The 21868-nt window shown below is 73.9% G+C and carries 22 protein-coding genes; 9 read left to right on the forward strand and 13 right to left on the reverse strand.

The features are described from left to right. Positions 1–29: 29 nt before the first annotated feature. The 6 genes from ACZ3HQ_RS09270 to ACZ3HQ_RS09295 all read right to left on the reverse strand — a co-directional run bounded on the left by ACZ3HQ_RS09270 (position 30) and on the right by ACZ3HQ_RS09295 (position 6343). Complete coding sequence (locus tag ACZ3HQ_RS09270) at positions 30–689, reverse strand: hypothetical protein (RefSeq protein ID WP_467509989.1); 660 nt, start codon at positions 687–689, stop codon at positions 30–32. Positions 690–826: 137 nt separating this feature from the next. Then, the gene (locus ACZ3HQ_RS09275; protein ID WP_030811239.1) at positions 827–1624 is read right to left on the reverse strand and encodes a type III pantothenate kinase; all 798 of its coding nucleotides are present in this window, start codon (positions 1622–1624) and stop codon (positions 827–829) included. Between the two features lie 5 nt (positions 1625–1629). After that, on the reverse strand, positions 1630–2610 hold the full coding sequence (nadC, locus tag ACZ3HQ_RS09280) for a carboxylating nicotinate-nucleotide diphosphorylase (RefSeq protein WP_467509100.1): 981 nt from the start codon (positions 2608–2610) through the stop codon (positions 1630–1632). Between the two features lie 48 nt (positions 2611–2658). After that, positions 2659–4356: an L-aspartate oxidase gene (locus ACZ3HQ_RS09285; protein WP_467509101.1), complete on the reverse strand. Its 1698-nt coding sequence runs from the start codon at positions 4354–4356 to the stop codon at positions 2659–2661. Continuing rightward, positions 4353–5354 (reverse strand): pantoate--beta-alanine ligase, encoded by a 1002-nt coding sequence (gene panC, locus ACZ3HQ_RS09290; RefSeq protein WP_467509102.1) that lies wholly within the window; start codon positions 5352–5354, stop codon positions 4353–4355. The genes ACZ3HQ_RS09285 and panC overlap by 4 nt, the downstream gene beginning before the upstream one ends. Beyond that, positions 5351–6343: a Rossmann-like and DUF2520 domain-containing protein gene (locus tag ACZ3HQ_RS09295; RefSeq protein ID WP_467509103.1), complete on the reverse strand. Its 993-nt coding sequence runs from the start codon at positions 6341–6343 to the stop codon at positions 5351–5353. The genes panC and ACZ3HQ_RS09295 overlap by 4 nt, the downstream gene beginning before the upstream one ends. Before the next feature lie 178 nt (positions 6344–6521). On the opposite strand from ACZ3HQ_RS09295, the gene ACZ3HQ_RS09300 reads away from it, so the two are divergent. Further along, positions 6522–7673, forward strand: coding sequence for a threonine aldolase family protein (locus ACZ3HQ_RS09300; RefSeq protein WP_467509104.1), 1152 nt, complete (start codon positions 6522–6524; stop codon positions 7671–7673). 5 nt (positions 7674–7678) lie between these two features. Here the strand turns inward: ACZ3HQ_RS09300 and ACZ3HQ_RS09305 are convergent, their stop codons facing one another. Then, positions 7679–7891, reverse strand: a complete 213-nt coding sequence (locus tag ACZ3HQ_RS09305; protein ID WP_467509105.1) for a hypothetical protein — start codon at positions 7889–7891, stop codon at positions 7679–7681. Between the two features lie 160 nt (positions 7892–8051). On the opposite strand from ACZ3HQ_RS09305, the gene ACZ3HQ_RS09310 reads away from it, so the two are divergent. Continuing rightward, positions 8052–9155 (forward strand): DUF5937 family protein, encoded by a 1104-nt coding sequence (locus ACZ3HQ_RS09310; RefSeq protein ID WP_467509106.1) that lies wholly within the window; start codon positions 8052–8054, stop codon positions 9153–9155. Between the two features lie 3 nt (positions 9156–9158). On the opposite strand, the gene ACZ3HQ_RS09315 is transcribed toward ACZ3HQ_RS09310, so the two are convergent. Both ACZ3HQ_RS09315 and ACZ3HQ_RS09320 read right to left on the reverse strand, forming a co-directional pair. Continuing rightward, a complete protein-coding gene (locus ACZ3HQ_RS09315) occupies positions 9159–9830 on the reverse strand; it encodes a response regulator (protein WP_467509107.1) in 672 nt (223 codons plus the stop codon). A gap of 71 nt (positions 9831–9901) precedes the next feature. Then, on the reverse strand, positions 9902–11107 hold the full coding sequence (locus ACZ3HQ_RS09320) for a sensor histidine kinase (protein ID WP_467509108.1): 1206 nt from the start codon (positions 11105–11107) through the stop codon (positions 9902–9904). Positions 11108–11224: 117 nt separating this feature from the next. On the opposite strand from ACZ3HQ_RS09320, the gene ACZ3HQ_RS09325 reads away from it, so the two are divergent. Beyond that, positions 11225–12220, forward strand: a complete 996-nt coding sequence (locus ACZ3HQ_RS09325) for an SAM-dependent methyltransferase (RefSeq protein WP_467509109.1) — start codon at positions 11225–11227, stop codon at positions 12218–12220. A gap of 22 nt (positions 12221–12242) precedes the next feature. Here ACZ3HQ_RS09325 and ACZ3HQ_RS09330 read toward each other — a convergent pair whose 3' ends face one another. The 3 genes from ACZ3HQ_RS09330 to ACZ3HQ_RS09340 form a co-directional block, all read right to left on the reverse strand. After that, a complete protein-coding gene (locus ACZ3HQ_RS09330; protein WP_467509110.1) occupies positions 12243–13391 on the reverse strand; it encodes an NADH-quinone oxidoreductase subunit D in 1149 nt (382 codons plus the stop codon). 37 nt (positions 13392–13428) lie between these two features. Beyond that, entirely contained in the window at positions 13429–14574 is a 1146-nt protein-coding gene (locus tag ACZ3HQ_RS09335) for a hypothetical protein (protein ID WP_467509111.1), read from the reverse strand. 95 nt (positions 14575–14669) lie between these two features. Continuing rightward, on the reverse strand, positions 14670–15800 hold the full coding sequence (locus tag ACZ3HQ_RS09340) for an alpha/beta hydrolase (RefSeq protein WP_467509112.1): 1131 nt from the start codon (positions 15798–15800) through the stop codon (positions 14670–14672). A gap of 221 nt (positions 15801–16021) precedes the next feature. Between ACZ3HQ_RS09340 and ACZ3HQ_RS09345 the strand changes: the two genes are divergently transcribed. From ACZ3HQ_RS09345 to ACZ3HQ_RS09370, 6 genes are all read left to right on the forward strand, one after another. Next, a complete protein-coding gene (locus ACZ3HQ_RS09345) occupies positions 16022–17836 on the forward strand; it encodes a phosphatidylglycerol lysyltransferase domain-containing protein (protein WP_467509113.1) in 1815 nt (604 codons plus the stop codon). A gap of 137 nt (positions 17837–17973) precedes the next feature. Next, positions 17974–18834 (forward strand): dihydropteroate synthase, encoded by an 861-nt coding sequence (gene folP, locus ACZ3HQ_RS09350; RefSeq protein ID WP_467509114.1) that lies wholly within the window; start codon positions 17974–17976, stop codon positions 18832–18834. Continuing rightward, positions 18831–19379, forward strand: a complete 549-nt coding sequence (locus ACZ3HQ_RS09355; RefSeq protein WP_467509115.1) for a nuclear transport factor 2 family protein — start codon at positions 18831–18833, stop codon at positions 19377–19379. The genes folP and ACZ3HQ_RS09355 overlap by 4 nt, the downstream gene beginning before the upstream one ends. A 234-nt stretch (positions 19380–19613) precedes the next feature. Then, on the forward strand, positions 19614–19973 hold the full coding sequence (gene folB, locus ACZ3HQ_RS09360) for a dihydroneopterin aldolase (RefSeq protein ID WP_467509116.1): 360 nt from the start codon (positions 19614–19616) through the stop codon (positions 19971–19973). Continuing rightward, the gene (gene folK, locus ACZ3HQ_RS09365; RefSeq protein ID WP_467509117.1) at positions 19970–20581 is read left to right on the forward strand and encodes a 2-amino-4-hydroxy-6-hydroxymethyldihydropteridine diphosphokinase; all 612 of its coding nucleotides are present in this window, start codon (positions 19970–19972) and stop codon (positions 20579–20581) included. The genes folB and folK overlap by 4 nt, the downstream gene beginning before the upstream one ends. 59 nt (positions 20582–20640) lie before the next feature. Next, the gene (locus tag ACZ3HQ_RS09370) at positions 20641–21129 is read left to right on the forward strand and encodes a DUF3180 domain-containing protein (protein WP_031182764.1); all 489 of its coding nucleotides are present in this window, start codon (positions 20641–20643) and stop codon (positions 21127–21129) included. A gap of 55 nt (positions 21130–21184) precedes the next feature. Here ACZ3HQ_RS09370 and folE read toward each other — a convergent pair whose 3' ends face one another. Further along, positions 21185–21790, reverse strand: a complete 606-nt coding sequence (gene folE, locus ACZ3HQ_RS09375; protein WP_135787453.1) for a GTP cyclohydrolase I FolE — start codon at positions 21788–21790, stop codon at positions 21185–21187. Positions 21791–21868 lie beyond the last annotated feature (78 nt).

Below are 21868 nucleotides of genomic sequence, written 5' to 3' on the forward strand. Positions count from 1 at the left end.
CCCGCCCCTGGAGGGCCAGGTCAGCCGGGTCAGCCCGCGGCGAGGTGGCGGGCGTGGTCCTGGCCGGCGGGCGGCGACTGCGGTTTACGGCGCGGGAAGACCTCGCCGGGGGTGGGGACGGGGCGCTTGGGGGCGGCCGGTGCGGCGGGGCGCTCGCCGGGGCGCGGGGCCGGGGGCCGGGCGGGCTCCTCGGCGGGCTTCTGAGCGGCTTCCCCGGACTCGTCGGCCCCGGTGGGCCCGGAGTTCCCCGCGCCGCCCGGAAGGGCCAGCAGACGGGCGCGGGAGGGCGGTGCGGCGGGCGCGGGGACGGTGGGCGCGCCTGTGGCGAAGCGGGCGCGCACGCTCCGCTCGACCAGGCCCTGGCAGTGGGCCAGCAGGTCGGCGGCCACCGGGTTGCCGCGCAGCGCGCGGAGGGCGGCGAGGTCGTCCGGGGCGGGCCGGTGCCCGGCGGCGAGCGCCTCCTGGAGCAGGGCGAGGTAGCCGGCCGCGGTGCCGGGCAGGGCGGCTCGGTAGCGGCCCAGGTCGGCCAGGAGGAAGGCGCGCAGGCGGGCCGCTTCGTCCAGTGCCTCGTCGAGCGATTCGGCGAGGCGGAAGCAGTCCTGCACGTCCTCGGCGGAGGCCGTGCCGGGGTGGAGGGCGAGGGCGAGGGCGCGGCGGAGCACACGCAGCTCCTCCGCGCCGAACGCCATGGCACCGCGAGTTCCGTAGGGCGTGGGCATGCGGCGACGCTACCGCTAATCGGACAAAAGTTACGGAATGGGACGTGTTGTCACGCGTGTCGGACCCAGGGTTCCCCCGCCCGGCCCCTGGGTCCCACGCGGCCCGGCTACCTGCGCGGCACGTTGCGCTCGTAGACCAGGCGCAGGCCGATCAGGGTGAGCCAGGGCTGGTGCTCGTCGATCACCGAGGACTCGCCCAGCACCATCGGCGCCAGACCGCCGGTGGCGATCACGGTGACGTCGTCGGGGTCGTCGGCCAGCTCGCGCGCCATCCGGCCGACCACGCCGTCCACCTGGCCCGCGAAGCCGTAGACGATGCCGGACTGCATCGCCTCGACGGTGCTCTTGCCGATCACGTTGCGCGGGCGGGCCACCTCGATCTTGCGGAGCTGCGCGGCCTTGACACCGAGCGCCTCCACCGAGATCTCGATGCCGGGGGCGATGACCCCGCCGACGTACTCCCCGCGCGCGGAGATCGCGTCGAAGGTGGTCGCGGTGCCGAAGTCGACCACGATCGCCGGGCCGCCGTACAGCTCGTTGGCGGCGACCGTGTTGATGATGCGGTCGGCGCCGACCTCCTTGGGGTTGTCGAACTGCACCGGCACCCCCGTCTTGACGCCGGGTTCGACCAGCACGGCGGGTACGTCGCCGTAGTAGCGCCGGGTGACCTCGCGCAGCTCGTGCAGCACCGAGGGCACCGTGGCGCAGATGGCGATGCCGTGGATGCCGTCGCCCAGTTCCTCACCCAGCAGCGGGTGCGTGCCCATCAGGCCCTGGAGCAGCACCGCCAGCTCGTCGGCCGTGCGGCGCGGGTCGGTGGACACGCGCCAGTGCTCGACGATGTCCTCGCCGTCGAAGAGACCGAGGACGGTGTGGGTGTTGCCGACGTCGATCGTGAGCAGCATCCGCCTCACTCCACCGGGCGCAGGTCCAGGCCGATGTCGAGCACCGGCGAGGAGTGGGTGAGGGCGCCGACGGCCAGGAAGTCCACGCCGGTGTCGGCGTAGGCGCGGGCGTTCTCCAGGGTGAGCCGCCCGGACGCCTCCAGCTCGGCGCGGCCGGCCGTGATGGCGACGGCCTCGGCGCACTCGCCGGGGGTGAAGTTGTCCAGCAGGATCAGGTCGGCGCCCGCCTCGACGGCCTCGCGGAGCTGGTGCAGGGTGTCGACCTCGACCTCCACGGGGAGGTCCGGGAAGGTCTCCCGTACGGCCTTGAACGCCGCGGCCACGCCGCCGGCGGCGAGGACGTGGTTGTCCTTGACCAGGGCGGCGTCGGAGAGCGACATGCGGTGGTTGACACCGCCGCCGCAGCGCACCGCGTACTTCTCCAGCGAGCGCAGGCCGGGGGTGGTCTTGCGGGTGTCGCGCACGCGCGTGCGGCTGCCCTCCAGGACGTCGGCCCAGGCGCGCGTGGCGGACGCGATGCCGGACATGCGGCCCAGGATGTTCAGGGCGCTGCGCTCGGCGGTGAGCAGGTCGCGGGTGCGGGTGGTGACCGACAGCAGGCGCTGGCCGGCCTCGATCAGGTCGCCGTCCTCGACGTGCCGCTCGACCTCGAACTCGTCCTCGCAGACGACGGAGAGCACGGCCTCGGCGACCCGGAGGCCCGCGACCACGCCGGCCTCGCGGGCGACGAAGTCGGCGGTGGCCACCGCGTCCTCGGGGATGGTCGCCACGGTGGTCACGTCGACGCCGCCGGCCAGGTCCTCCTGGACGGTGACGTTGGCGATGTCCTCGATCTCGACGGGGTCGAGCCCGGCATCGGCCAGCAGCGCGGCCAGCGCGGGGTCGAGACCGCACTCCAGTTGCTCTTCGCCCTCCTCGTCCGCGCCACAGGCGCAGCCGTCGCCGCAGCCGCCGGTCGGGGCGAGGGGAAGGTCGTCGGTGCTCACGTTCGTCACTGCTCCTGGGGACGCTGGTTCACCCGGTGGACCGAGATGTCACCGGGTAGGGGGGAAGTCTGCGCTCTCGGTGGTGCGTACGGCCAGCGAACGGTCCGGGCGGAGGGTCACCACGAGGTGGCGGCGCCAGTGGAGGTCGTCGCGGCCGGCGTGGTCCTCGCGCCAGTGGCAGCCGCGGGTCTCCTCGCGCAGCGCGGCGGCGGCGACCAGGACGCGGGCCACGTCCAGGAGGTTGGTGGCCTCCCAGGTGTCGACGCCGGGCTCGGCGGTCTTGCCCTCGCCGTCCAGGGTGTCGCTGGCGCGGGCGTGCAGCTCCGCGAGGCGCCGGGCGGCGCGTTCCAGGGAGCCGGCCGAGCGCAGCACGCCCGCGCCCTCGCTCATGATCCGCTGCACCGCGAGCCGGTCCTCGGGGGCCAGCAGGGGGTGCGCGGGGGTGCCGTGGTGCGGGACGGGGACGGGCACGCGCGTGTGCGGGCCGTTCGCGGTGTGCTCGGCCACGATGTCGGCGGCGAGGCGCTCGGCGTAGACGAGCCCTTCGAGCAGGGAGTTGGAGGCGAGCCGGTTGGCGCCGTGCACGCCGGTGCAGGCGACCTCGCCGCACGCGTACAGGCCGGGGACGGTCGTACGGCCGCGGTCGTCGGTGCGGACGCCGCCGGAGGCGTAGTGGGCGGCCGGGGCGACCGGGATGGGCTCGGTGACCGGGTCGATGCCGTGGGCGCGGCAGGCGGCCAGGATGGTCGGGAAGCGGTGCTCCCACATGTCGGCGCCGAAGTGCCTGCCGTCCAGGTACATGTGCTCGGCGCCCAGCTCCTGCATCCGCCGCGTGATGCCCTTGGCGACGATGTCGCGCGGCGCCAGCTCGGCCAGCTCGTGCTGCCCGGCCATGAAGCGCGTGCCGTCGGCGTCGACCAGGTGGGCGCCCTCGCCGCGCACCGCCTCGGAGACCAGCGGCTGCTGGCCCTCCGCGTCGGGGCCGAGGAAGAGCACGGTGGGGTGGAACTGCACGAACTCCAGGTCGCTGACCTCGGCGCCCGCGCGCAGCGCCAGTGCCACGCCGTCGCCGGTGGAGACCGAGGGGTTGGTGGTCGCGGAGAACACCTGGCCCATGCCGCCGGTGGCGAGCACCACGGCGGGCGCGTGCACGGCGCCCACGCCGTCGTGCTGGCCCTCGCCCATGACGTGCAGGGTGACCCCGGCGGTGCGGCCCTCGGCGTCGGTGAGCAGATCCAGCACGAGCGCGTTCTCGATGGTGCGCAGGCCCCGCGCGCGGACGGCGTCGACCAGCGCGCGGGAGATCTCCGCGCCGGTGGCGTCCCCGCCCGCGTGGGCGATACGGCGCCGGTGGTGGCCGCCCTCGCGGGTGAGCTGGATGGAGCCCGCGTCGTCGGTGTCGAACCGGGCGCCGGTGTCGATCAGCCGCCGTACGGCGTCGGGGCCCTCGGTGACCAGGAGGCGTACGGCGTTCTCGTCGCACAGGCCCGCGCCCGCGACCAGGGTGTCGTCCAGGTGCTGTCCGGGGGTGTCGCCGTCGCCCAGGGCCGCCGCGATGCCGCCCTGCGCCCAGCGGGTGGAGCCGTCGTCCAGGCGGGCCTTGGTGACGACGACCGTCGTCAGGCCGGCCGCCTCGCAGCGCAGCGCGGCGGTCAGGCCGGCCACTCCGGAGCCGACCACCACGACGTCGGCCGGGATGGACCAGCCGGGGGCGGGCGCGTGCAGTCGTATGCCGGTGCTGTTCACAGGGCGGCTCCAGGGCTGCCGAAGGTGAGCGGGATGTTGTCGATCAGCCGGGTGGAGCCGACCCGCGCGGCCACGGCGAGGACCGCCTCGCCGGTGAAGTCGTCGGCGATCTCGGTGAAGTCGGCCGGGTCGACCAGAGCGAGGTAGTCCAGGTCGAGCGGCGGGTCGAAGCGGGCGGCGTCGTCCAGGACCTGGCGGGCGGCCGCGCGGACGGCGGCCGGGCCGCCGGGCGCCGCGGTGGCCACGGCGTGCGCGTCGGCCGCCGCCCGCGACTCGCCTATGGCGCTCAGCGCCTCGGCACGCGCGTGCGTGGACGGCACTTCCAGGGCCCGCGCGCGCAGCGCCTCCTGGGCCGCGTGCCGGTCGCGGCCGGCGAACAGGGCGCGGGACAGGGCGAGGGCGGTGGCGCGCTCCTCGGGGGCGAGGTAGCGGTTGCGGCTGGACAGGGCGAGCCCGTCCTCCTCGCGGACCGTGGGCACGCCGACGATCTCCACGCCGAAGTTGAGGTCGCGCACCATGCGCCGGATGAGCGCGAGCTGCTGGGCGTCCTTCTGCCCGTACAGCGCCACGTCGGGCCGGGTGAGGTGCAGCAGCTTGGCGACGACGGTGAGCATGCCGTCGAAGTGGCCGGGGCGGGTGGCGCCCTCCAGGCGGCCGCCCATGGGGCCCGCGGTGATCCGCACCTGGGGCTCGCCGCCGGGGTAGACCTCCTCGACGGAGGGCGCGAACACCGCGTCGGCGCCCGCGCGCCGGGCGAGCGCGAGGTCGGCGTCCAGGGTGCGCGGGTAGCGGTCGAGGTCCTCGCCGGCGCCGAACTGGAGCGGGTTGACGAAGACGGTGACGACGACCTCGCCGTCCGGCCCGGCGATCTCGCGGGCGGTGCGGATCAGCGTGGCGTGGCCCTCGTGCAGGGCGCCCATGGTCATCACGACGGCACGGCGGCCGTGGCGCACGCGGGCGTGCAGCTCGTCGGCGGTGCTCAGCAGGGCGGTGGTCATCGGTCGTTCCCCTCGGGGCCGTTCTCGTCGTCGTCCGCTTCGGTGCCGGGTGCGCTGCCGGTGCCGGTCTCCTGGTCGGCGAGCACGCCGAGCAGGTCCTCGGCCAGCTCGGCCTTGAGCAGGCCGTGGGCGAGGGCGCGGTCGGCGGTCGCGCGGGCCATCGCCACATAGCCGGCGACGGTCTGCGGGGAGTGCTCGCGCAGCTCGGCGATGTGCGCGGCGACCGTGCCCGCGTCCCCGCGCGCGACAGGGCCGGTCAGGGCCGCGTCGCCGGAGCGCAGGGCGTTGTCCAGGGCGGCGCCCAGCAGCGGGCCCAGCATCCGGTCCGGGGCACCGACCCCGGCCTTGCGCAGCAGCTCCATGGACTGGGCGACCAGGGTGATCAGGTGGTTGGAACCCAGGGCGAGGGCCGCGTGGTAGAGCGGGCGGCTCTCCTCGCTGATCCACTCCGGCTCGCCGCCCATCTCGATGACCAGGGCCTCGGCCGCGAGCCGCAGTTCCCCGGGCGCGGTGACGCCGAAGGAGCAGCCCGCGAGGCGCTGGACGTCGACGGGGCTGCCGGTGAAGGTCATCGCCGGGTGCAGCGCGAGCGGCAGCGCGCCCGCGCGCAGGGCCGGGTCGAGCACCGAGACGCCGTACCGGCCGGAGGTGTGCACCAGGAGCTGGCCGGGGCGGACGGCGCCGGTCTCGGCGAGGCCGGTGACCAGGCCCGGCAGGGCGTCGTCGGGGACGGTGAGCAGCACCAGGTCGGCGCGCCGGAGCACCTCGGCGGGCGGCACCAGGGGCACGCCGGGCAGCATCTTCTCGGCGCGCCTGCGGGAGGCGTCGGAGACGCCGGAGACGGCCACCGGGCGGTGTCCGGCGAGCTGGAGGGACGCGGCCAGGGCGGGGCCCACGCGTCCGGCGCCGACCACGCCTACCGTGAGCCGCGCGGGGCGGCCCTGGGTGCCTGTGCTGTCTTTGCTGTCTGTGGGGGGGACTGTACTCACGCGACCGTGACCTTCCCGTTCCAGTCCGCTCTGGGTACCGGACGATTTCTCGTCATGTTAACGCTATCCGGCGACCGGCCCCCGGTTGTCCACAGGCTGTGGGCCATCACACCGGGCCGCGCCGGCCCGCCCGGAAACCGGGTACCCCCGCGGGGCCCGGCGCGGCATGATCCCCCGCATGAGCGACACGACCGAGGACGAAGAGCGACCTTCGATACGGGAGCGGCGCCGGACCGCGATGCGCACCGCCCCGCGCGTGCTGTCACGCGCGGGCTGGCGCGGCACCCTCCGCGAGCGCCTCACCGAACTGACCGGGGCGGCACCCGAGGTGTACGACCTGGACGAACCCGCCGACGTCTACGGCGACGGCGTGGTCGCCGCCCTGGAGCGCCGGGTCGCGGAGCTGCTCGGCACCGAGGCCGCCGTGTTCTTCCCGACCGGCACCATGGCCCAGCAGGTCGCCCTGCGCTGCTGGGCCGGCCGCACCGGCAACCCGGCCGTCGCCCTGCACGCCCTGTCCCACCCCGAGGTGCACGAGCGGCATGCGTTCAGCCAGGTCAGCGGGTTGCGCCCGGTCACCGTCAGCCAGGAGCCGCGCCCGGTGACGGCGGCCGACGTGCACGGCCTGGACGAGCCCGTCGGCGCCCTCATGCTGGAACTCCCGCTGCGCGACGCCGGGTTCCTGCTCCCCTCCTGGGAGGAGCTGACCGGGGCGGTCGCCGCCGCGCGGGAGCGCGAGGCGGTGGTGCACTTCGACGGCGCCCGCCTCTGGGAGGCCACCGAGCACTTCGGCCGCCCCCTGGACGAGATCGCGGCCCTGGCCGACAGCGTCTACGTGTCGTTCTACAAGTCCCTCGGCGGCCTGGGCGGCGCCGCGCTCGCCGGTCCCGCGAGCCTCGTGGAGGAGGCGCGCACCTGGCGGCACCGGTACGGGGGCATGGTCTTCCAGCAGTTCCCCACCGCGCTGTCGGCCCTCGTCGGCCTGGGCCGGGAGCTGCCGAGACTCCCCGAGTACGTCCGGCACGCGCGCGTGGTCGCCGCCGCGCTGCGCGAGGGGTTCGCCGCGGCCGGGCTCCCCTGGGCACGGGTCCACCCCGACGTGCCGCACACCCACGACTTCCAGGTCTGGCTCCCGTTCGAGCCCGAGGTCCTGGCGGAGGCGGCGGTACGGCAGGCCGAGGAGACCGGCACGCTCCTGTTCTCCGGCGCCTGGGACTCCCGCGGCCCCGGCCTCTCCGTCACGGAGACCGGGGTACGCGCGGCGGGCCTGGAGTGGACGGCACGCGACGTACGGGACGCGGCCGTGGACTTCGCCGGGCGACTGGGCTGAGGCGGCTACGGCGTACGGCGGGCCAAGAGGCCCAGACGGCCCAGGAACCCTCTGAGCCGCCCGCTCGCCGGGCGCCCCGCGAGGACCGCCCGGAAACGGCGCCGCTCGCGCAGGGCGCCCAGCAGGCGGAGCATGCCCGCGCCGGGGTCGGGCGGGGAGGGCTCGCCGTGCTGACGGGCGCGGTGGGTGTCGAAGAGGTGCTGCTGGATGAGGCTCATGGTCCGCCTTCGCGGGACGAGGACTGATCGTCGGCCGGTCGGGCTCCGTGGCTGCCCCGGCGGCTCCCACTCTGCTCCGGGTCCGCCCCGGAGGTCGCGCGGATTGACGACCGTCGTCAATCCGGGGGGCGTTGTCAGTGGTGGGGGGCACCATGGGCACATGAGCGTGACCATCGACGTCAAGGGGCTCCCGGCGGAGCGCATCTCCGTGGTGCCCTCACCGCTGGCCGAGCTGGGGATGGCCCTGCACGCGCTCAGCGAGCCCGGTCACCACCCGGACCTCCAGGGCTGGGTGACCGCCGTGTCCAGCCGGCTGGACCCCTGTCTGGCCGACCGGCTCTGCGAGGCGGACTTCCTGTGGCGCACCACGTTCTCCGACGTGTTCGCCCCCTTCGCCGGACTCCCCGGCCGGCGAGGGCTGCCGGGCGGGACGCTCGCCGAGGAACTCGACCTGCTGGACAAGCTGACGGACGAGCAGTTCGTCGACGCGGCGCTGGAGTTCACCTGCCACTCCCAGTACTCCCGGCAGAGCCTCGGCCCGCTGGGCGACCCGGAGCTGCGCCGCCGGGCCCTGGACCTGGCCGCCGCGCGCGGCGCCGTCCAGGAGCGGTTCGCGCGGCGGCTGCTGGACGACCCGCCGACGGTCCGCGCCTGGTTCCGGCAGCTCGTGCTCGACTGCGACGAGGCGTTCTTCGCCGACACCTGGGCCCGGCTCCAGCCCCAACTCGCCGCCGACGCACGGCACAAGACCGAGCTGCTGCGCCGCAAGGGCCCCGCCGAGGCCCTCTCCTCGCTCTCCGGCGCGGTGTCGCTGGACGAGGAGGCCGGGATCGTCACCATCGACAAGCTCCTCGTGGGCCGGGGCACCACCGGTGACGGCGGCCTCGTCCTGGTGCCCACCAGCCTCGGCTGGCCGCACGTGATGGTGCTGCACCGGTACGACTGGCAGCCCGTGATCACCTACCCCGCGAAGGCCACCCGCCCCCAGGCTCCCACCGTCGAGCAGCTCACCCTCCGCATGGAGGCCCTCGCCCACCCCGCGCGCCTGCGCCTGTGCCGCCACCTCGCCCGCAGCCCGCACAGCACCAGCGAACTCGCCGACGCCCACGGCATGTCCGCGCCCGAGATATCCCGCCACCTGGCCGTGCTGAAAAAGGCCGGCCTGATCACCAGTTGCCGCCAGGGCCGGTACGTCCAGCACCAGTTGGACCTGGCCGCCGTGTCCCGGCTGGGCAGCGACTTCATCGAGGGCGTACTGCGCTGAGGCTCAGGGACGCCCGCCCGCGCGGACCAGCCCGGTCTCGTAGGCGAGGACGACCACCTGGACCCGGTCGCGCAGCCCCAGCTTGGTGAGGATGCGGCCCACATGGGTCTTCACGGTGGCCTCGGAGAGGACCAGCCGGGCGGCGATCTCGCCGTTGGAGAGCCCCTGGGCGACCAGCACCATGACCTCGCGCTCGCGCTCGGTGAGCCGGGACAGCTCCGCGTGCCGGGGCTCCTGCACGGCCGAGGGCAGCATCGGGGCGAACCGGTCGAGCAGCCGGCGCGTGGTGGAGGGCGCCACCACCGCGTCCCCGCTGTGCACCGCGCGGATCGCGCTGAGCAGCTCGCCCGGCGGCACGTCCTTGAGCATGAAGCCGGAGGCGCCCGCCTTCAGCCCGGAGAACGCGTACTCGTCCAGGTCGAACGTGGTCAGGATGAGCACCTTGGGCGGCTCGGGCTCGGAGCAGATGCGCCGGGTGGTCTCCACACCGTCCAGCTTGGGCATGCGCACGTCCATCAGGACCACGTCGACCGGGGTGGTGCGCAGCACCTGGAGCGCCTCCACGCCGTCGCCCGCCTCCGCGACGACCTCCATGTCCGGCTGGGCGGCGAGCACCATCCGGAAACCGGTGCGCAGCAGCACCTGATCGTCGACGAGCATCACGCGGATCGCCATCGGGGTCCTCTTCCGTGTCCTTCTCGGGGTGCGCGGGGCGCGGGGTGTGCGGGGCGCGTTCGTGACAGGTGTCAGTGCGCCGGTTTCAGCGGGAGCAGCGCGCTGATGCGGAAGCCTCCGCCGGGGCGCGGCCCGGCGTCCAGGGTGCCGCCGACCATGCCGACCCGCTCCCGCATGCCGATCAGGCCGTGTCCCTGGCCGTCCGCGCCGCCCTCCTCGTACAGCTCGTGCGGGGCGCCCTTGCCGTCGTCCTCGACCAGCAGGCCGAGCCCGTCGTCGAAGTACACCAGCCGGACGCTGGCGCCCGCCTCGGGCCCGCCGTGCTTGCGGGTGTTGGTGAGCGCCTCCTGCACGATCCGGTACGCGGTCAGCTCCACGCCGCTGGGCAGCGGGCGCGGGGTGCCCTCGACCTTGAAGTCGACCGGCAGCCCGGCGTCGCGGCACTGCTCGATCAGGTCGTCGATCTGCTCCACGTCGGGCTGCGGGACGTACTCCCCGCTCTCCTGGTGCTCTCCGGTGCGCAGGACGCCCAGCAGGCGGCGCATCTCGGCCAGCGCCTGGCGGCCGGTGGAGGAGATCGTCTCCAGGGCCTGGCGGGCCTGGTCGGGGGCGGCGTCCAGGACGTAGGCGGCGCCGTCGGCCTGCACCACCATCACCGAGACGTTGTGCGCGACCACGTCGTGCAGCTCGCGGGCGATCCGGGCGCGCTCGGCGGCGACGGCGACCTTGGCCTGCGCCTCGCGCTCCTTCTCCAGCCGGGCGGCCCGCTCCTCGAGCTGGGCGAAGTAGGCGCGGCGGGTGCGCATCGAGTCGCCGAGGACCCAGGCCAGGGCGAACGGCACCGTCTGGAACACCGCGAGCGCGATCTGCCCGAGCCCGCTGACCTGTTCGTTGGGCCAGCGCAGTTGCGCCAGCGTGGCCGCGACCAGGCTGGTGGCGAGCGCCAGCCGGGAGGCCCACAGGGCGCCGGTCGCGGCGACCGTGTAGATGATCACCAGCATGGTGAAGTCGGCGACGAGCGGCTCGACGTCCAGGATGAGCTGCGCCAGCCCGGTGACCAGCACGGCGACCAGCATCAGGTCCGGCAGGCGGCGGCGCAGGGCGAGGATCACGCACAGCACGGTGGAGATCGTCCAGGCCGCGGCGAAGGAGCCGTGGTGGTGCGGGGTGCCGTCCATGTTCACCACGCTCACGCCGGAGAGCCCGAGCAGGACGACGGCCCAGAAGCAGTCGACCCCTGTGGGGTGTCGGCGGAGGAAGTCATAGAGGCGCTGCACGTCATCAGCGTAAGGAAACCCGGTGCGCGCACGGGTCAGCCGAAGGGGCGATCCGTGCCCGGCACACGTACGCCGCAAGGTGGATGTCCCGGTCCTCTGTACGCCTAGGCTGACCCGATGCGGGAGAGATCGGAGCAGGGCTGGCGGGAGGCCACGGAGCGGGCGCTGTACGGCCCCGGGGGCTTCTACCGGCGTCCCGAGGGACCTGCCGGGCACTTCCGCACCTCCGTGCACGCCTCGCCGCTGTTCGCCGCCGCCGTGGCCCGGCTGCTGTGCCGGGTGGATGTCGCGCTGGGGCGGCCCGAGATGCTGGACTTCGTCGATCTGGGCGCCGGACGCGGGGAGTTGACCAAGGGGGTGCTGGCCGCGCTGCCCGATGAGGTGGCGGCGCGCACGCGGGCGTACGCCGTGGAGGTCGCGGAGCGGCCCGAGGGGCTGGACGGGCGGGTCGAGTGGCGGGCCGAGGTGCCCGACACGGTCACCGGGCTGCTGTTCGCCAACGAGTGGCTGGACAACGTGCCCGTGGACGTGGCCGAGACCGACCGCGCGGGTGTGCCCCGGCTGGTGCTGGTCGTGCCGGACGGCACCGAGCGACTCGGGGAGCCGGTGACGGGCGCGGAGGCCGAGTGGCTGGCCCGCTGGTGGCCCCTGGCCGCCGAGGAGGGGCTGCGGGCGGAGATCGGGCTGCCGAGGGACCGGGCCTGGGCAGCAGCCGCCGGCCGGGTGGAGCGGGGTCTCGCGGTGGCCGTGGACTACGGCCACACCCTCTCCACCCGCCCGCCCTACGGCACGCTCACCGGCTTCCGGGCGGGCCGGGAGACGGCCCCGGTGCCCGACGGGACGTGCGACATCACCGCGCACGTCGCCCTGGACGCCTGCGCGGCGGCCGGGAGCACCCACGGCACCCCCCGCCTGCTCACCCAGCGCGAGGCCCTGCGCGCGCTGGACGTCACCGGCGCACGCCCCCCGCTCGCGCTGGCCGGCACCGACCCCGCCGCCTACGTACGCGCCCTCGCGGGCGCCGGAGCCGCCGCCGAACTCACCGCGCCGGGCGGCCTCGGCGACTTCGGCTGGCTCCTCCAGCCGACGGGCCTGCCCGAGTCGCCCCTGTAGACCTACGTGCCGCTACTTGGCGCTACTTATCAATGTCGCCCACCACGAAGAACAGCGACCCCAGGATCGCCACCATGTCGGACACCAGCGTCCCCGGCAGCAGCTCCCCCAGCACCTGGATGTTGTTGTACGACGCCGACCTGAGCTTCAGCCGGTACGGCGTCTTCTCGCCCTTGCTGACCAGGTAGTAGCCGTTGATGCCGAGCGGGTTCTCGGTCCAGGCGTAGGTGTGCCCCTCGGGCGCCTTCAGCACCTTGGGGAGCCGCTGGTTGACCGGGCCGGGCGGCAGCTCCGCGAGCCGGTCCAGACAGGCGTCCGCGAGGTCGAGCGCGTTGTGGGTCTGCTCCAGCAGCACCTCGAAGCGGGCCAGGCAGTCGCCCTCACTCCGGGTGACGACCTTCAGGGTGTCCTGGAGGTCCCCGTAGGCGAGGTACGGCTCGTCGCGGCGCAGGTCGAAGTCGACGCCCGAGGCGCGCGCGATGGGCCCGCTCACGCCGTACGCGTGCACGGCCTGCGGGGTCAGTGCCCCCACGCCCCGCGTGCGCCCCCGGAAGATCTCGTTGCCGAGGACCAGGTCGTCGAAGACGTCCATGCGGGAGCGGACGGCGGCCACCGCCTCCCGCGCGCGGCCGGTCCAGCCGTCGGTGAGGTCCTCCTTGAGGCCGCCGACCCGGTTGAACATGTAGTGCATGCGCCCGCCGGAGACCTCCTCCATCACGTTCTGGAGCACCTCGCGCTCCCGGAACGCGTAGAAGACCGGGGTGATCCCGCCCAGCTCCAGCGGATAGGAGCCGAGGAACATCAGGTGGTTGAGCACCCGGTTCAGCTCGGCGAGCAGGGTGCGGGTCCACACCGCGCGCTCGGGCACCTCCATGCCGAGCATCCGCTCGACGGCGATGACCACGCCCAGCTCGTTGGAGAACGCCGACAGCCAGTCGTGGCGGTTGGCCAGCATGATGATCTGCCGGTAGTCACGGGCCTCGAACAGCTTCTCCGCGCCCCGGTGCATGTAGCCGATCACCGGCTCGGCGCGCTGGATGCGCTCGCCGTCCAGCACCAGCCGCAGCCGGAGCACGCCGTGCGTGGAGGGGTGCTGGGGGCCGATGTTGAGCACCATGTCGGTGCTCTCGGCGGCACCGCCGATCCCGACCGTGGTCTCCGTGGCAGTCATGCGTTCCAGTCTCCCCCACGTCGCGGGGGAGACGGAATCAGGAGGCCGCGCTGCGCAGCCCCTCCACGTCGATGTGCTCGGTCTCGTCGTGCGCGGTCAGGTCGATGATCTGGCCCACGTCGTAGGTGCCGGCCGGCTTGTACGCGGACCCGGCGTCGGCCTTGTGCAGCGCGAGGGCCTCCTGTCCGACCACGTCGGCCAGGTCCTCGTTGCGCACGTCCAGCTCCGCCGAGGTGTCCTTCTGGGTACCGAAGAAGTCGAACCCGCCCTCGACCAGCGGACGCCGGGAGGGCGCGGCCGGAACGACGGCGACGGCGGTCGGCACCGTGAAGTGCCCGGCGGGGCGCTGCCCGGCGACGGTGTGCGCCTGCCCCTCCTGCGGCGTCTCGCCCTCGGGGCCGGTGTGCGCCTCGGTCACTTCGCCTTCGGCGTCCACGGGTCCCAGACCCTCGGCGGACGCCTCGGCTCGCTCGGCGGCGGCGTGGTCGTCGTCGTGGTCGGCGGCGACGCCGGCCTGGGTGCCCCCACTGTCCGGATCTCCTTTGGCCACGGCCCCCACCTCGGCCTCCGGCTCCTCGGCCGACCGCTCCAGCCGCGCCAGTGCGCTCGCGGCCTTCAGGTACAGCTCCTTGGCCGTGACGGCCGTCGGGGGCTGCGGAACCTCGACGGTGTCCGCCGCGACCTCCGCGCTCGGCCCGGCCGTCAGCGCGAGGGTGCCGGACTCCGGGACCGCCTCGATCTCCAGCAGCCGCCGCCCCTCCAGCGCGCTGGCGCGCTCGGTCTCGGCGGTGGCATACCGGCGCAGCAGGGAGGCGTGCTCGTTGCGCAGCCCGGCCAGTTCGGCGCGCTTGGCGCGCAGGCGCGCCTCCAGTTTGGCGCGCAGCTCGCGCGACTCCTCCAGGTCGGTCTCCAGCTCGGCGACCCGTTCGTCGTACCGCCATTCGTCGCTGGCACGGGCGCGGGTCAGCTCGGCGACCTGCTTGCCCGCCTGTGCGTCCCACTGGCGCATCACGACCGCGCCGCCGACCGCCGTGAGCGCGGCGACGCCGGCCAGGGCGCGCACCACCCCGAGGGAGGAGAACACCCAGGGAGCCAGCGCGCAGACGACGGCGACACCGGCGATCGCCGAGGGAGGCAACAGCCGGTGCAGAGGCGGGGAATGGCGGTGGCGTCCTCGTGGCATGGCCAGAAACTTACCGCGCGTAGGCGCCTCATGGGCCCCCGAGGCCCAAAAATCCGGCCACGCCAAGGGCTTCACGGGGTTTCAGCACCCCCGGCTCAACGGTCGCTGAGCTGCCCGCTGAGCCACTGGAGGGCGGGCGGGATCTCGCGCCGCCAGGTGTTGAAGTTGTGGCCGCCGCTCTCCAGGATGATGGAGGAGATCCTGGTCCGGCCGGTGGCGCGCACCTCCTTCACGAACCTCAGGGTGTCCCGGTAGTTGTGTTCGCCGACCTTGCTGCTGGTGACGAGCAGGGAGGTGTCGGGCGCCGGTTCGTGCGCGAGCAGCCAGTGCAGATCGGCGTGATCACGCAGGCTGCGGTCGCCGTGGAAGAGGTCGCCGGTGGTGGGGTCGACGGGCGCGGTGTAGTACGCCGACAGGCCCGCGCCGGCCGCGTAGACGTCCGGGTGGCGCATGGCGAGCTTGAGGGCGCAGTAGCCGCCGGTGGAGTCGCCGATGATGCCCCAGCTTCCGGGGCGGGCGCCGGCCCGGTAGTGGGCGAGGACGGCCTCGGGGAGGTCCTTGGCGAAGAAGGTCTCGGTCTGCGGGCCGCGCGGGATGTCCACGCACTCGGTGTCGCGCGGGGGCGCCACGGTGGGCCGCATCATCACCAGGATCATCGGCTGCGCCCGCCCGTCCTTGGCCAGGCCCCATGCCACGGCCGGGTACTTGAGCTTGGTGACGAGGGCCTGCGCGGTGCCGGGGTACCCGGTCAGCACCACCGAGACCGGGAACGTACGGGTGCGGAACCGGGGCTGGAAGTACTCCGGGGGCAGATACACGTACGCCGGGGTGGCGATGCGGGAGACGCGGCCGACGATGTCGACCTTCTGGACCTGGCCCACCACCGAGGCCCGCGAACCGCCGTCGCCCGGCGGGGACTTGCTGCTGACCACCCGGAGCGGGCCGCCGGCGCCGGTGGTGACGGCCGACTGGTCGACGAGGACGCCCTGTTCGGTCTCCCGGCCCAGCAGGTCGTCCCAGCCCGCGTAGAAGCCGAACGCCTGGTTGGCGGCCACACCCAGGGAGCAGATGAGCGCCAACTGGGTGGCGAGCAGCAGGCCCACCCGGCCGCCGAGGGCGCGCCAGCTCCGCCGGGCCAGGCGCGGCCACAGCCACAGTGTGGCCCCGAACAGCACCACGGCGACCGCCACCGCCAGCACCAGAAGTGAGTTGCTCGTGAGACCCATGGCTGTTCCTGCCTGCGCTTTCCGCCCGGACACCCGTGCGGAGGCACGGACTTGTCCCAGGCTTTCCTTGACCTTTGACCCGACTTTCCGGAGCGGGAGGAACCTGTTTCCCCAAGACACCGTCCTAGAGGGCGCAATGTCACCGGATGCCCGATCGGCACCGGGTTTCAAGGTCTCTCGCAGAGCTACGGGATGCGATGTCTGTCAGGATAGATGGGGAATTGTCGGGCGGGGTTCCGCGGCCTTCGAACCGGGCGCGGCGCATACTGCGCGGCCCGCGTGCCGAGGCCGTCCCCACCCTGATCGGCCGGGCGTGCGCCCTCGTCGGTCTGCTCGACATCGCCGCGGGCGTGTTCCCGCGCTTCCGTCACAGCCGTATGCACGCCCTCGCGGAGGCGCTGCCCGGCTCCTTCGGGCCGTTCGCCGCGGCCCTCTCGCTCAGCGCGGGCGTGCTGCTGCTCCTGCTCGCGCACGGGCTCAGGCGCCGCAAGAGGCGCGCCTGGCGGGCCGCCGTCGTGCTGCTGCCGGCCGGCGCGGTCGCCGAGTTCGTGTACCGGCACTCGCTGCTCGGCGTGTTCATCTCGGTCGCGCTGCTGGTGCCGCTGCTGCGCCACCGCGCCGAGTTCGACGCGCTGCCCGACCCGCGCAGCCGCTGGCGGGCCCTGGCCAACTTCGTCCTCATGAGCGCCGGTTCCCTCGTCCTCGGACTGGTCATCGTCAGCGTCCACCCCCATCGCACCCTCGGCGACCCGAGCCTGGCCGATCGGCTGACCCATGTGGTCTACGGCCTGTTCGGCTTCGAGGGCCCCGTCGACTACCAGGGCAGCACCTCCTGGACGGTCGCCTTCTCCCTCGGCGCCCTCGGCTGGCTCACCGCCGTCACCACCAGCTACCTCGCCTTCCGGCCCGAACACCCCGCCGCCCGCCTCACCGAGGAGGACGAGGCGCGCCTGCGGGACCTGCTGGACCGGCACGGCCGCCGCGACTCCCTCGGCCACTTCGCGCTGCGCCGGGACAAGGCCGTCGTCTTCTCCCCCAGCGGCAAGGCCGCCGTCACCTACCGCGTCGTCTCCGGCGTGATGCTGGCCAGCGGCGATCCCATCGGGGACGTGGAGGCGTGGCCCGGCGCCATCGAGCGCTTCATGGACGAGGCCAAGGCCCACTCCTGGACCCCTGCCGTCATGGGCTGCTCGGAGACGGGCGGCGAGGTGTGGACCCGTGAGACCGGCCTGGACGCCCTGGAGCTGGGCGACGAGGCGGTGGTCGACGTGGCGGATTTCTCCCTCGCCGGACGCGCGATGCGCAATGTGCGCCAGATGGTCAAGCGCATCGAGCGGGCCGGCTACGAGACCCGCGTCCGGCGCGTCCGTGACCTCACCGGCGCCGAGCTGGAGCGGGTGCGGCGGGCCGCCGAGGACTGGCGCGGCACCGACAACGAGCGTGGCTTCTCCATGGCGCTGGGCCGCATCGGCGACCCCGCCGACGGCGACTGCCTGATCGCCACCGCCCACAAACAGGACGACACACCCGGCCCGTACGGCGATCTGAAGGCGATCCTGCACTTCGTGCCGTGGGGCGCGGACGGCGTCTCGCTGGACCTGATGCGCCGTGACCGGTCGGCCGACCCCGGCATGAACGAGCTGCTCATCGTCGCCGCCCTCCAGGCCGCGCCCAAGCTCGGCATCACCCGCGTCTCGCTCAACTTCGCCATGTTCCGCTCCGCCCTCGCGCGCGGAGAGAAGATCGGCGCCGGGCCGGTGCTGCGGGCCTGGCGGGGGCTGCTGGTGTTCCTCTCCCGCTGGTTCCAGATCGAGTCGCTGTACAAGTTCAACGCCAAGTTCCAGCCACGCTGGGAGCCCCGCTTCGTCGTCTACCGGGCCTCGGCCGACCTGCCCCGCATCGGCTTCGCCGCGATGCAGGCGGAGGGCTTCGTGGACCTCGCGCTGCCGCTGCCCCGCTTTCTGCGTCGCCGCCGGAACGCCGCGGCCCGGCCCTGCGCCCACCGCTCCCACGAGCGCGGCGTACGGGCCGCCTGACCCGGCCGGACCAATCCCGCGCGCCTCGCGCGGAGGGGCCCGAAGGCCCCGGACCGCCTTGCCGAGGCGGTCCGGAAGGGGCCGTTCCGTACCGACCCGCGCACCTTCGCCGTGCACCTCGGGCCTACGCTGAACGTATGAAGAACCTCAGCGGACGCGGCGAAGTGGCGGGTCTTCCGACGTGGGACCGCTGCGCGGTCATGGGCGTCGTCAACGTCACCCCCGACTCCTTCTCCGACGGCGGCCGCTGGTTCGACACCACGGCCGCCGTCAAGCACGGGCTCGACCTCACGGCCGAGGGCGCCGATCTGGTCGACGTCGGCGGCGAGTCCACCCGGCCCGGCGCGTCCCGCGTGGACGAGGCCGAGGAACTGCGCCGTGTGATCCCGGTCGTGCGCGGGCTGGCCGCCGAAGGTGTGACCGTATCCGTGGACACCATGCGCGCGGCCGTCGCCGAGCAGGCGCTCGCGGCGGGTGCCGTCCTCGTCAACGACGTCAGCGGCGGCCTCGCCGACCCCGCCATGCTGCCCGTGGTCGCCGCCGCGGGCGCCCCCTTCGTGGTCATGCACTGGCGCGGCCTCCTGGAGGGCGGCAACGTCCGGGGCGTCTACGAGGACGTCGTCAGCGAGGTCTGCGACGAGCTGCACGCGCGCGTGGAGGCCGTCCTCGCCGCGGGCGTCGCCCCGGAGCGCGTCGTCGTCGACCCCGGTCTCGGCTTCTCCAAGGAGGCCGAGCACGACCTCGCCCTCCTCGCCCACCTCGACCGGCTGCGCGCGCTGGGCCACCCTCTTCTGGTCGCCGCCTCCCGCAAACGCTTCCTCGGCCACGTCCTGGCCGGCCCCGGGGGCACCACCCCGCCGGCCCGCGAACGCGACGCCGCCACCGCCGCCGTCTCCGCTCTCGCCGCCCGGTCCGGCGCCTGGGCCGTCCGCGTCCACGAGGTACGGGCCACGGCCGACGCGGTCCGGGTGGCGCGCGCGATCGAGGGCGCCCGGTGAGCGCCGCGGACGTCGACGTCGAAGAGGTGTCCGCCGCCAACACCTCCTTCTACGAGGCGATGGAGCGCGGCGACTTCGAGGAGGTGGCCGGGCTCTGGCTGGCCCCGGCCGACCTGGGCGTCGACGAGGAGTACCACGACCCCGCCGACACCGGGGTCGTCTCCTGCGTCCACCCCGGCTGGCCGGTGCTCACCGGGCGCGGCGAGGTGCTCAGGTCGTACGCGCTGATCATGGCGAACACCGACTACATCCAGTTCTTCCTCACCGACGTGCACGTCTCCGTGACCGGGGACACCGCGATCGTGAGCTGCACCGAGAACATCCTCAGCGGCGGGCCCGCGCCCGAGGAGGGCGAGGAGCTGGGGCCGCTGGTGGGGCAGCTCGTCGTCGCCACCAATGTGTTCCGGCGCACCCCCGAGGGCTGGAAGCTGTGGTCCCACCACGCCTCCCCGGTCCTCGCCACGTCCGAGGAGGACGAGGAGGAGGACGAAGGCGGGGCCGGCGGCGACGAGGGCGTGGGACCGGACGACGGCACTCTGGCCTGAGGCGTGGTTCGCGTCACCTTCGCCGGGGTGAGTGCGGCTACCAGCCGACGGCAGGACCGGTCCCTCCGGGCGGACACCTGGGCAAACGCCCGGTGAAACCTTCCGGTACCGGCACCGGGCCACACCCCCGTGGCCCGGCCGTGTCCGTGCGCGCGGGTAGATTCGTGCAGGGCCGGTGTGCCGCCCGAGCGCGGCAGCGACCGGCCGTTCCCGACGATTGCAGGAGTGATTCGCGTGGATCGTGTCGCGCTGCGGGGCCTGAAGGCCCGCGGGCACCACGGGGTGTTCCCCAAGGAACGCGAGGAGGGCCAGACCTTCATCGTGGACCTCGTCCTGGGTCTGGACACCCGCCCGGCCGCGGCCGACGACGACCTCACCAAGACCGTGCACTACGGCATCGTGGCCGAGGAGGCCGTGGCCGTGGTCGAGGGCGAGCCGGTCAACCTGATCGAGACCCTCGCCGAGCGGATCGCCCAGACCTGTCTGAAGCACGAGGGGGTGCGGGAGGTCGAGGTCTGCGTCCACAAGCCGGACGCCCCGATCACCGTCCCCTTCGACGACGTGACCGTCACCATCCTCCGGAGCCGAGCATGACCCGCCCGTTCAGCAAGGGTCACAGCGACCCGACCGTCCAGCCGGTGCCCGCGTCCGTCGTCCAGCAGGTCGACGACGCCGACTCCACCCTGCACAACCCCCAGCGGGCCGTCCTCTCCCTGGGCTCCAACCTCGGCAACCGCCTGGAGACCCTCCAGGGCGCCGTGGACGCGCTGGAGGACACCCCTGGCGTCCGCGTCAAGGCCGTCTCCCCGGTGTACGAGACCGAGCCGTGGGGCGTCGAGCCCGGCAGCCAGCCCTCGTACCTGAACGCGGTGGTGGTCCTGAAGACCACCTTGCCGCCGTCCTCCCTGCTGGAGCGGGCGCAGGCCGTCGAGGAGGCGTTCCACCGGGTCCGCGACGAGCAGTGGGGTCCGCGCACCCTGGACGTCGACATCGTGTCCTACGCCGACGTCACCTCCGCCGACCCCCGGCTCACCCTCCCCCACCCGCGCGCCCACCAGCGGGCCTTCGTCCTCGCTCCCTGGCACGACGTGGACCCCGCCGCCGAGCTGCCCGGCCAGGGCCCGGTCGCCGGTCTGCTGTCCGCCGTCACCCGCGAGGGAGTCGCGCCCCGCGCGGATCTGGAACTCCGACTGCCCGAGTAGTCGTTAAGGTCGACAACGACCACGGGCCCGACAGGTCCGGGGGGACCTGAAGGGACACCGTGAAACAGCTTCGCATCAGGGTGCTGGCAGGCGTGTTCGTCGTCGCCGGAGTCCTGTCCTGGGCCGGCGCCCGCCTCTGGAACTCGCTCGGCACCCTGCCCGGCGTACCGGTGGCCGCGCCCATCGTGCTCGCGCTGATCGCCGTGGTCCTGTTCGCCACGGCGCTCTCCCTGCGCGCCCGGTTCAAGGCCCAGCGCGAGCGCCGCCCCGACGCCAAGGGCGTCGACCCGATGATGGCCGCCCGCGCGGTCGTCTTCGGCCACGCCAGCGCGCTGGTCGCCGCCCTGGTCAGCGGCGTCTACGGCGGCACCGGTGTCCTCCTGCTGGAGCTCCTCGACATCCCCGCCCGCCGCGACCAGGCCATCTACGCCGGCTTCTCCGTCCTCGCCGGCTTCGCGGTCATAGCGGCCGCCATCCTCCTCGAACGCGTCTGCCGCCTCCCCGAGGACGACGACACCCCGCCCACCGGCACCGAACCGGCGGCCTGAGGGGCCACCGGTCCGCCGGATCGAGCGGGGTGAGCGGGGATGAGGAGACGCGCGGTCAGCGCGCCATGATGAGGCTCATCGCCTCGTTACGGGTCGTCGCGTCCCGGAGCTGACCGCGCACCGCCGAGGTGATGGTCTTCGCGCCCGGCTTGCGGATGCCGCGCATGGACATGCACATGTGCTCGCACTCGATCACGACGATCACACCGCGCGGCTCGAGTATCTCCATCAGCGAGTCCGCGATCTGTGTGGTGAGCCGCTCCTGCACCTGCGGGCGGCGCGCGTACACGTCCACCAGCCGGGCGAGCTTCGACAGGCCCGTGATCTTCCCCGTGACCGAGGGGATGTAGCCCACGTGCGCCACGCCCCGGAAGGGGACCAGATGGTGCTCACAGGTGCTGTAGACCTCGATGTCCTTCACCAGGACCATCTCGTCGTGCCCGAGGTCGAACGTCGTGGTGAGCACGTCCTCCGCGCGCTGCCGCAGCCCGGAGAAGATCTCCCGGTACGCCCGTGCCACCCGTGCGGGGGTTTCCAGGAGGCCCTCGCGGTCGGGGTCCTCGCCGACGGCTATCAGGAGCTCGCGGACGGCGTTCTCGGCGCGTTTCTCGTCGAACTCGCCGATGGTGCCGTCTCCGGCAAGCGTCACGGGGTCGGTCATGTGGTGCCTCGTTCCTGTGCGTCCAGCGCGCGGGCATGGTGAAATGCCGCGCCCCCCAGGCTAGAACCCGGGGGGCGC

This window comes from Streptomyces sp. NPDC018263 (genome assembly GCF_055562575.1).

Bases quoted from the DNA above. Each gene is read 5' to 3' on its own strand.
- ACZ3HQ_RS09270 (WP_467509989.1), bottom strand. From the start codon at position 689: ATGGCGTTCGGCGCGGAGGAGCTGCGTGTGCTCCGCCGCGCCCTCGCC.
- ACZ3HQ_RS09275 (WP_030811239.1), bottom strand. From the start codon at position 1,624: ATGCTGCTCACGATCGACGTCGGCAACACCCACACCGTCCTCGGTCTC.
- panC (WP_467509102.1), bottom strand. From the start codon at position 5,354: ATGACCACCGCCCTGCTGAGCACCGCCGACGAGCTGCACGCCCGCGTG.
- ACZ3HQ_RS09300 (WP_467509104.1), top strand. From the start codon at position 6,522: ATGAGCGACACGACCGAGGACGAAGAGCGACCTTCGATACGGGAGCGG.
- ACZ3HQ_RS09305 (WP_467509105.1), bottom strand. From the start codon at position 7,891: ATGAGCCTCATCCAGCAGCACCTCTTCGACACCCACCGCGCCCGTCAG.
- ACZ3HQ_RS09310 (WP_467509106.1), top strand. From the start codon at position 8,052: ATGAGCGTGACCATCGACGTCAAGGGGCTCCCGGCGGAGCGCATCTCC.
- ACZ3HQ_RS09315 (WP_467509107.1), bottom strand. From the start codon at position 9,830: ATGGCGATCCGCGTGATGCTCGTCGACGATCAGGTGCTGCTGCGCACC.
- ACZ3HQ_RS09325 (WP_467509109.1), top strand. From the start codon at position 11,225: ATGCGGGAGAGATCGGAGCAGGGCTGGCGGGAGGCCACGGAGCGGGCG.
- ACZ3HQ_RS09330 (WP_467509110.1), bottom strand. From the start codon at position 13,391: ATGACTGCCACGGAGACCACGGTCGGGATCGGCGGTGCCGCCGAGAGC.
- ACZ3HQ_RS09335 (WP_467509111.1), bottom strand. From the start codon at position 14,574: ATGCCACGAGGACGCCACCGCCATTCCCCGCCTCTGCACCGGCTGTTG.
- ACZ3HQ_RS09340 (WP_467509112.1), bottom strand. From the start codon at position 15,800: ATGGGTCTCACGAGCAACTCACTTCTGGTGCTGGCGGTGGCGGTCGCC.
- folP (WP_467509114.1), top strand. From the start codon at position 17,974: ATGAAGAACCTCAGCGGACGCGGCGAAGTGGCGGGTCTTCCGACGTGG.
- folK (WP_467509117.1), top strand. From the start codon at position 19,970: ATGACCCGCCCGTTCAGCAAGGGTCACAGCGACCCGACCGTCCAGCCG.
- folE (WP_135787453.1), bottom strand. From the start codon at position 21,790: ATGACCGACCCCGTGACGCTTGCCGGAGACGGCACCATCGGCGAGTTC.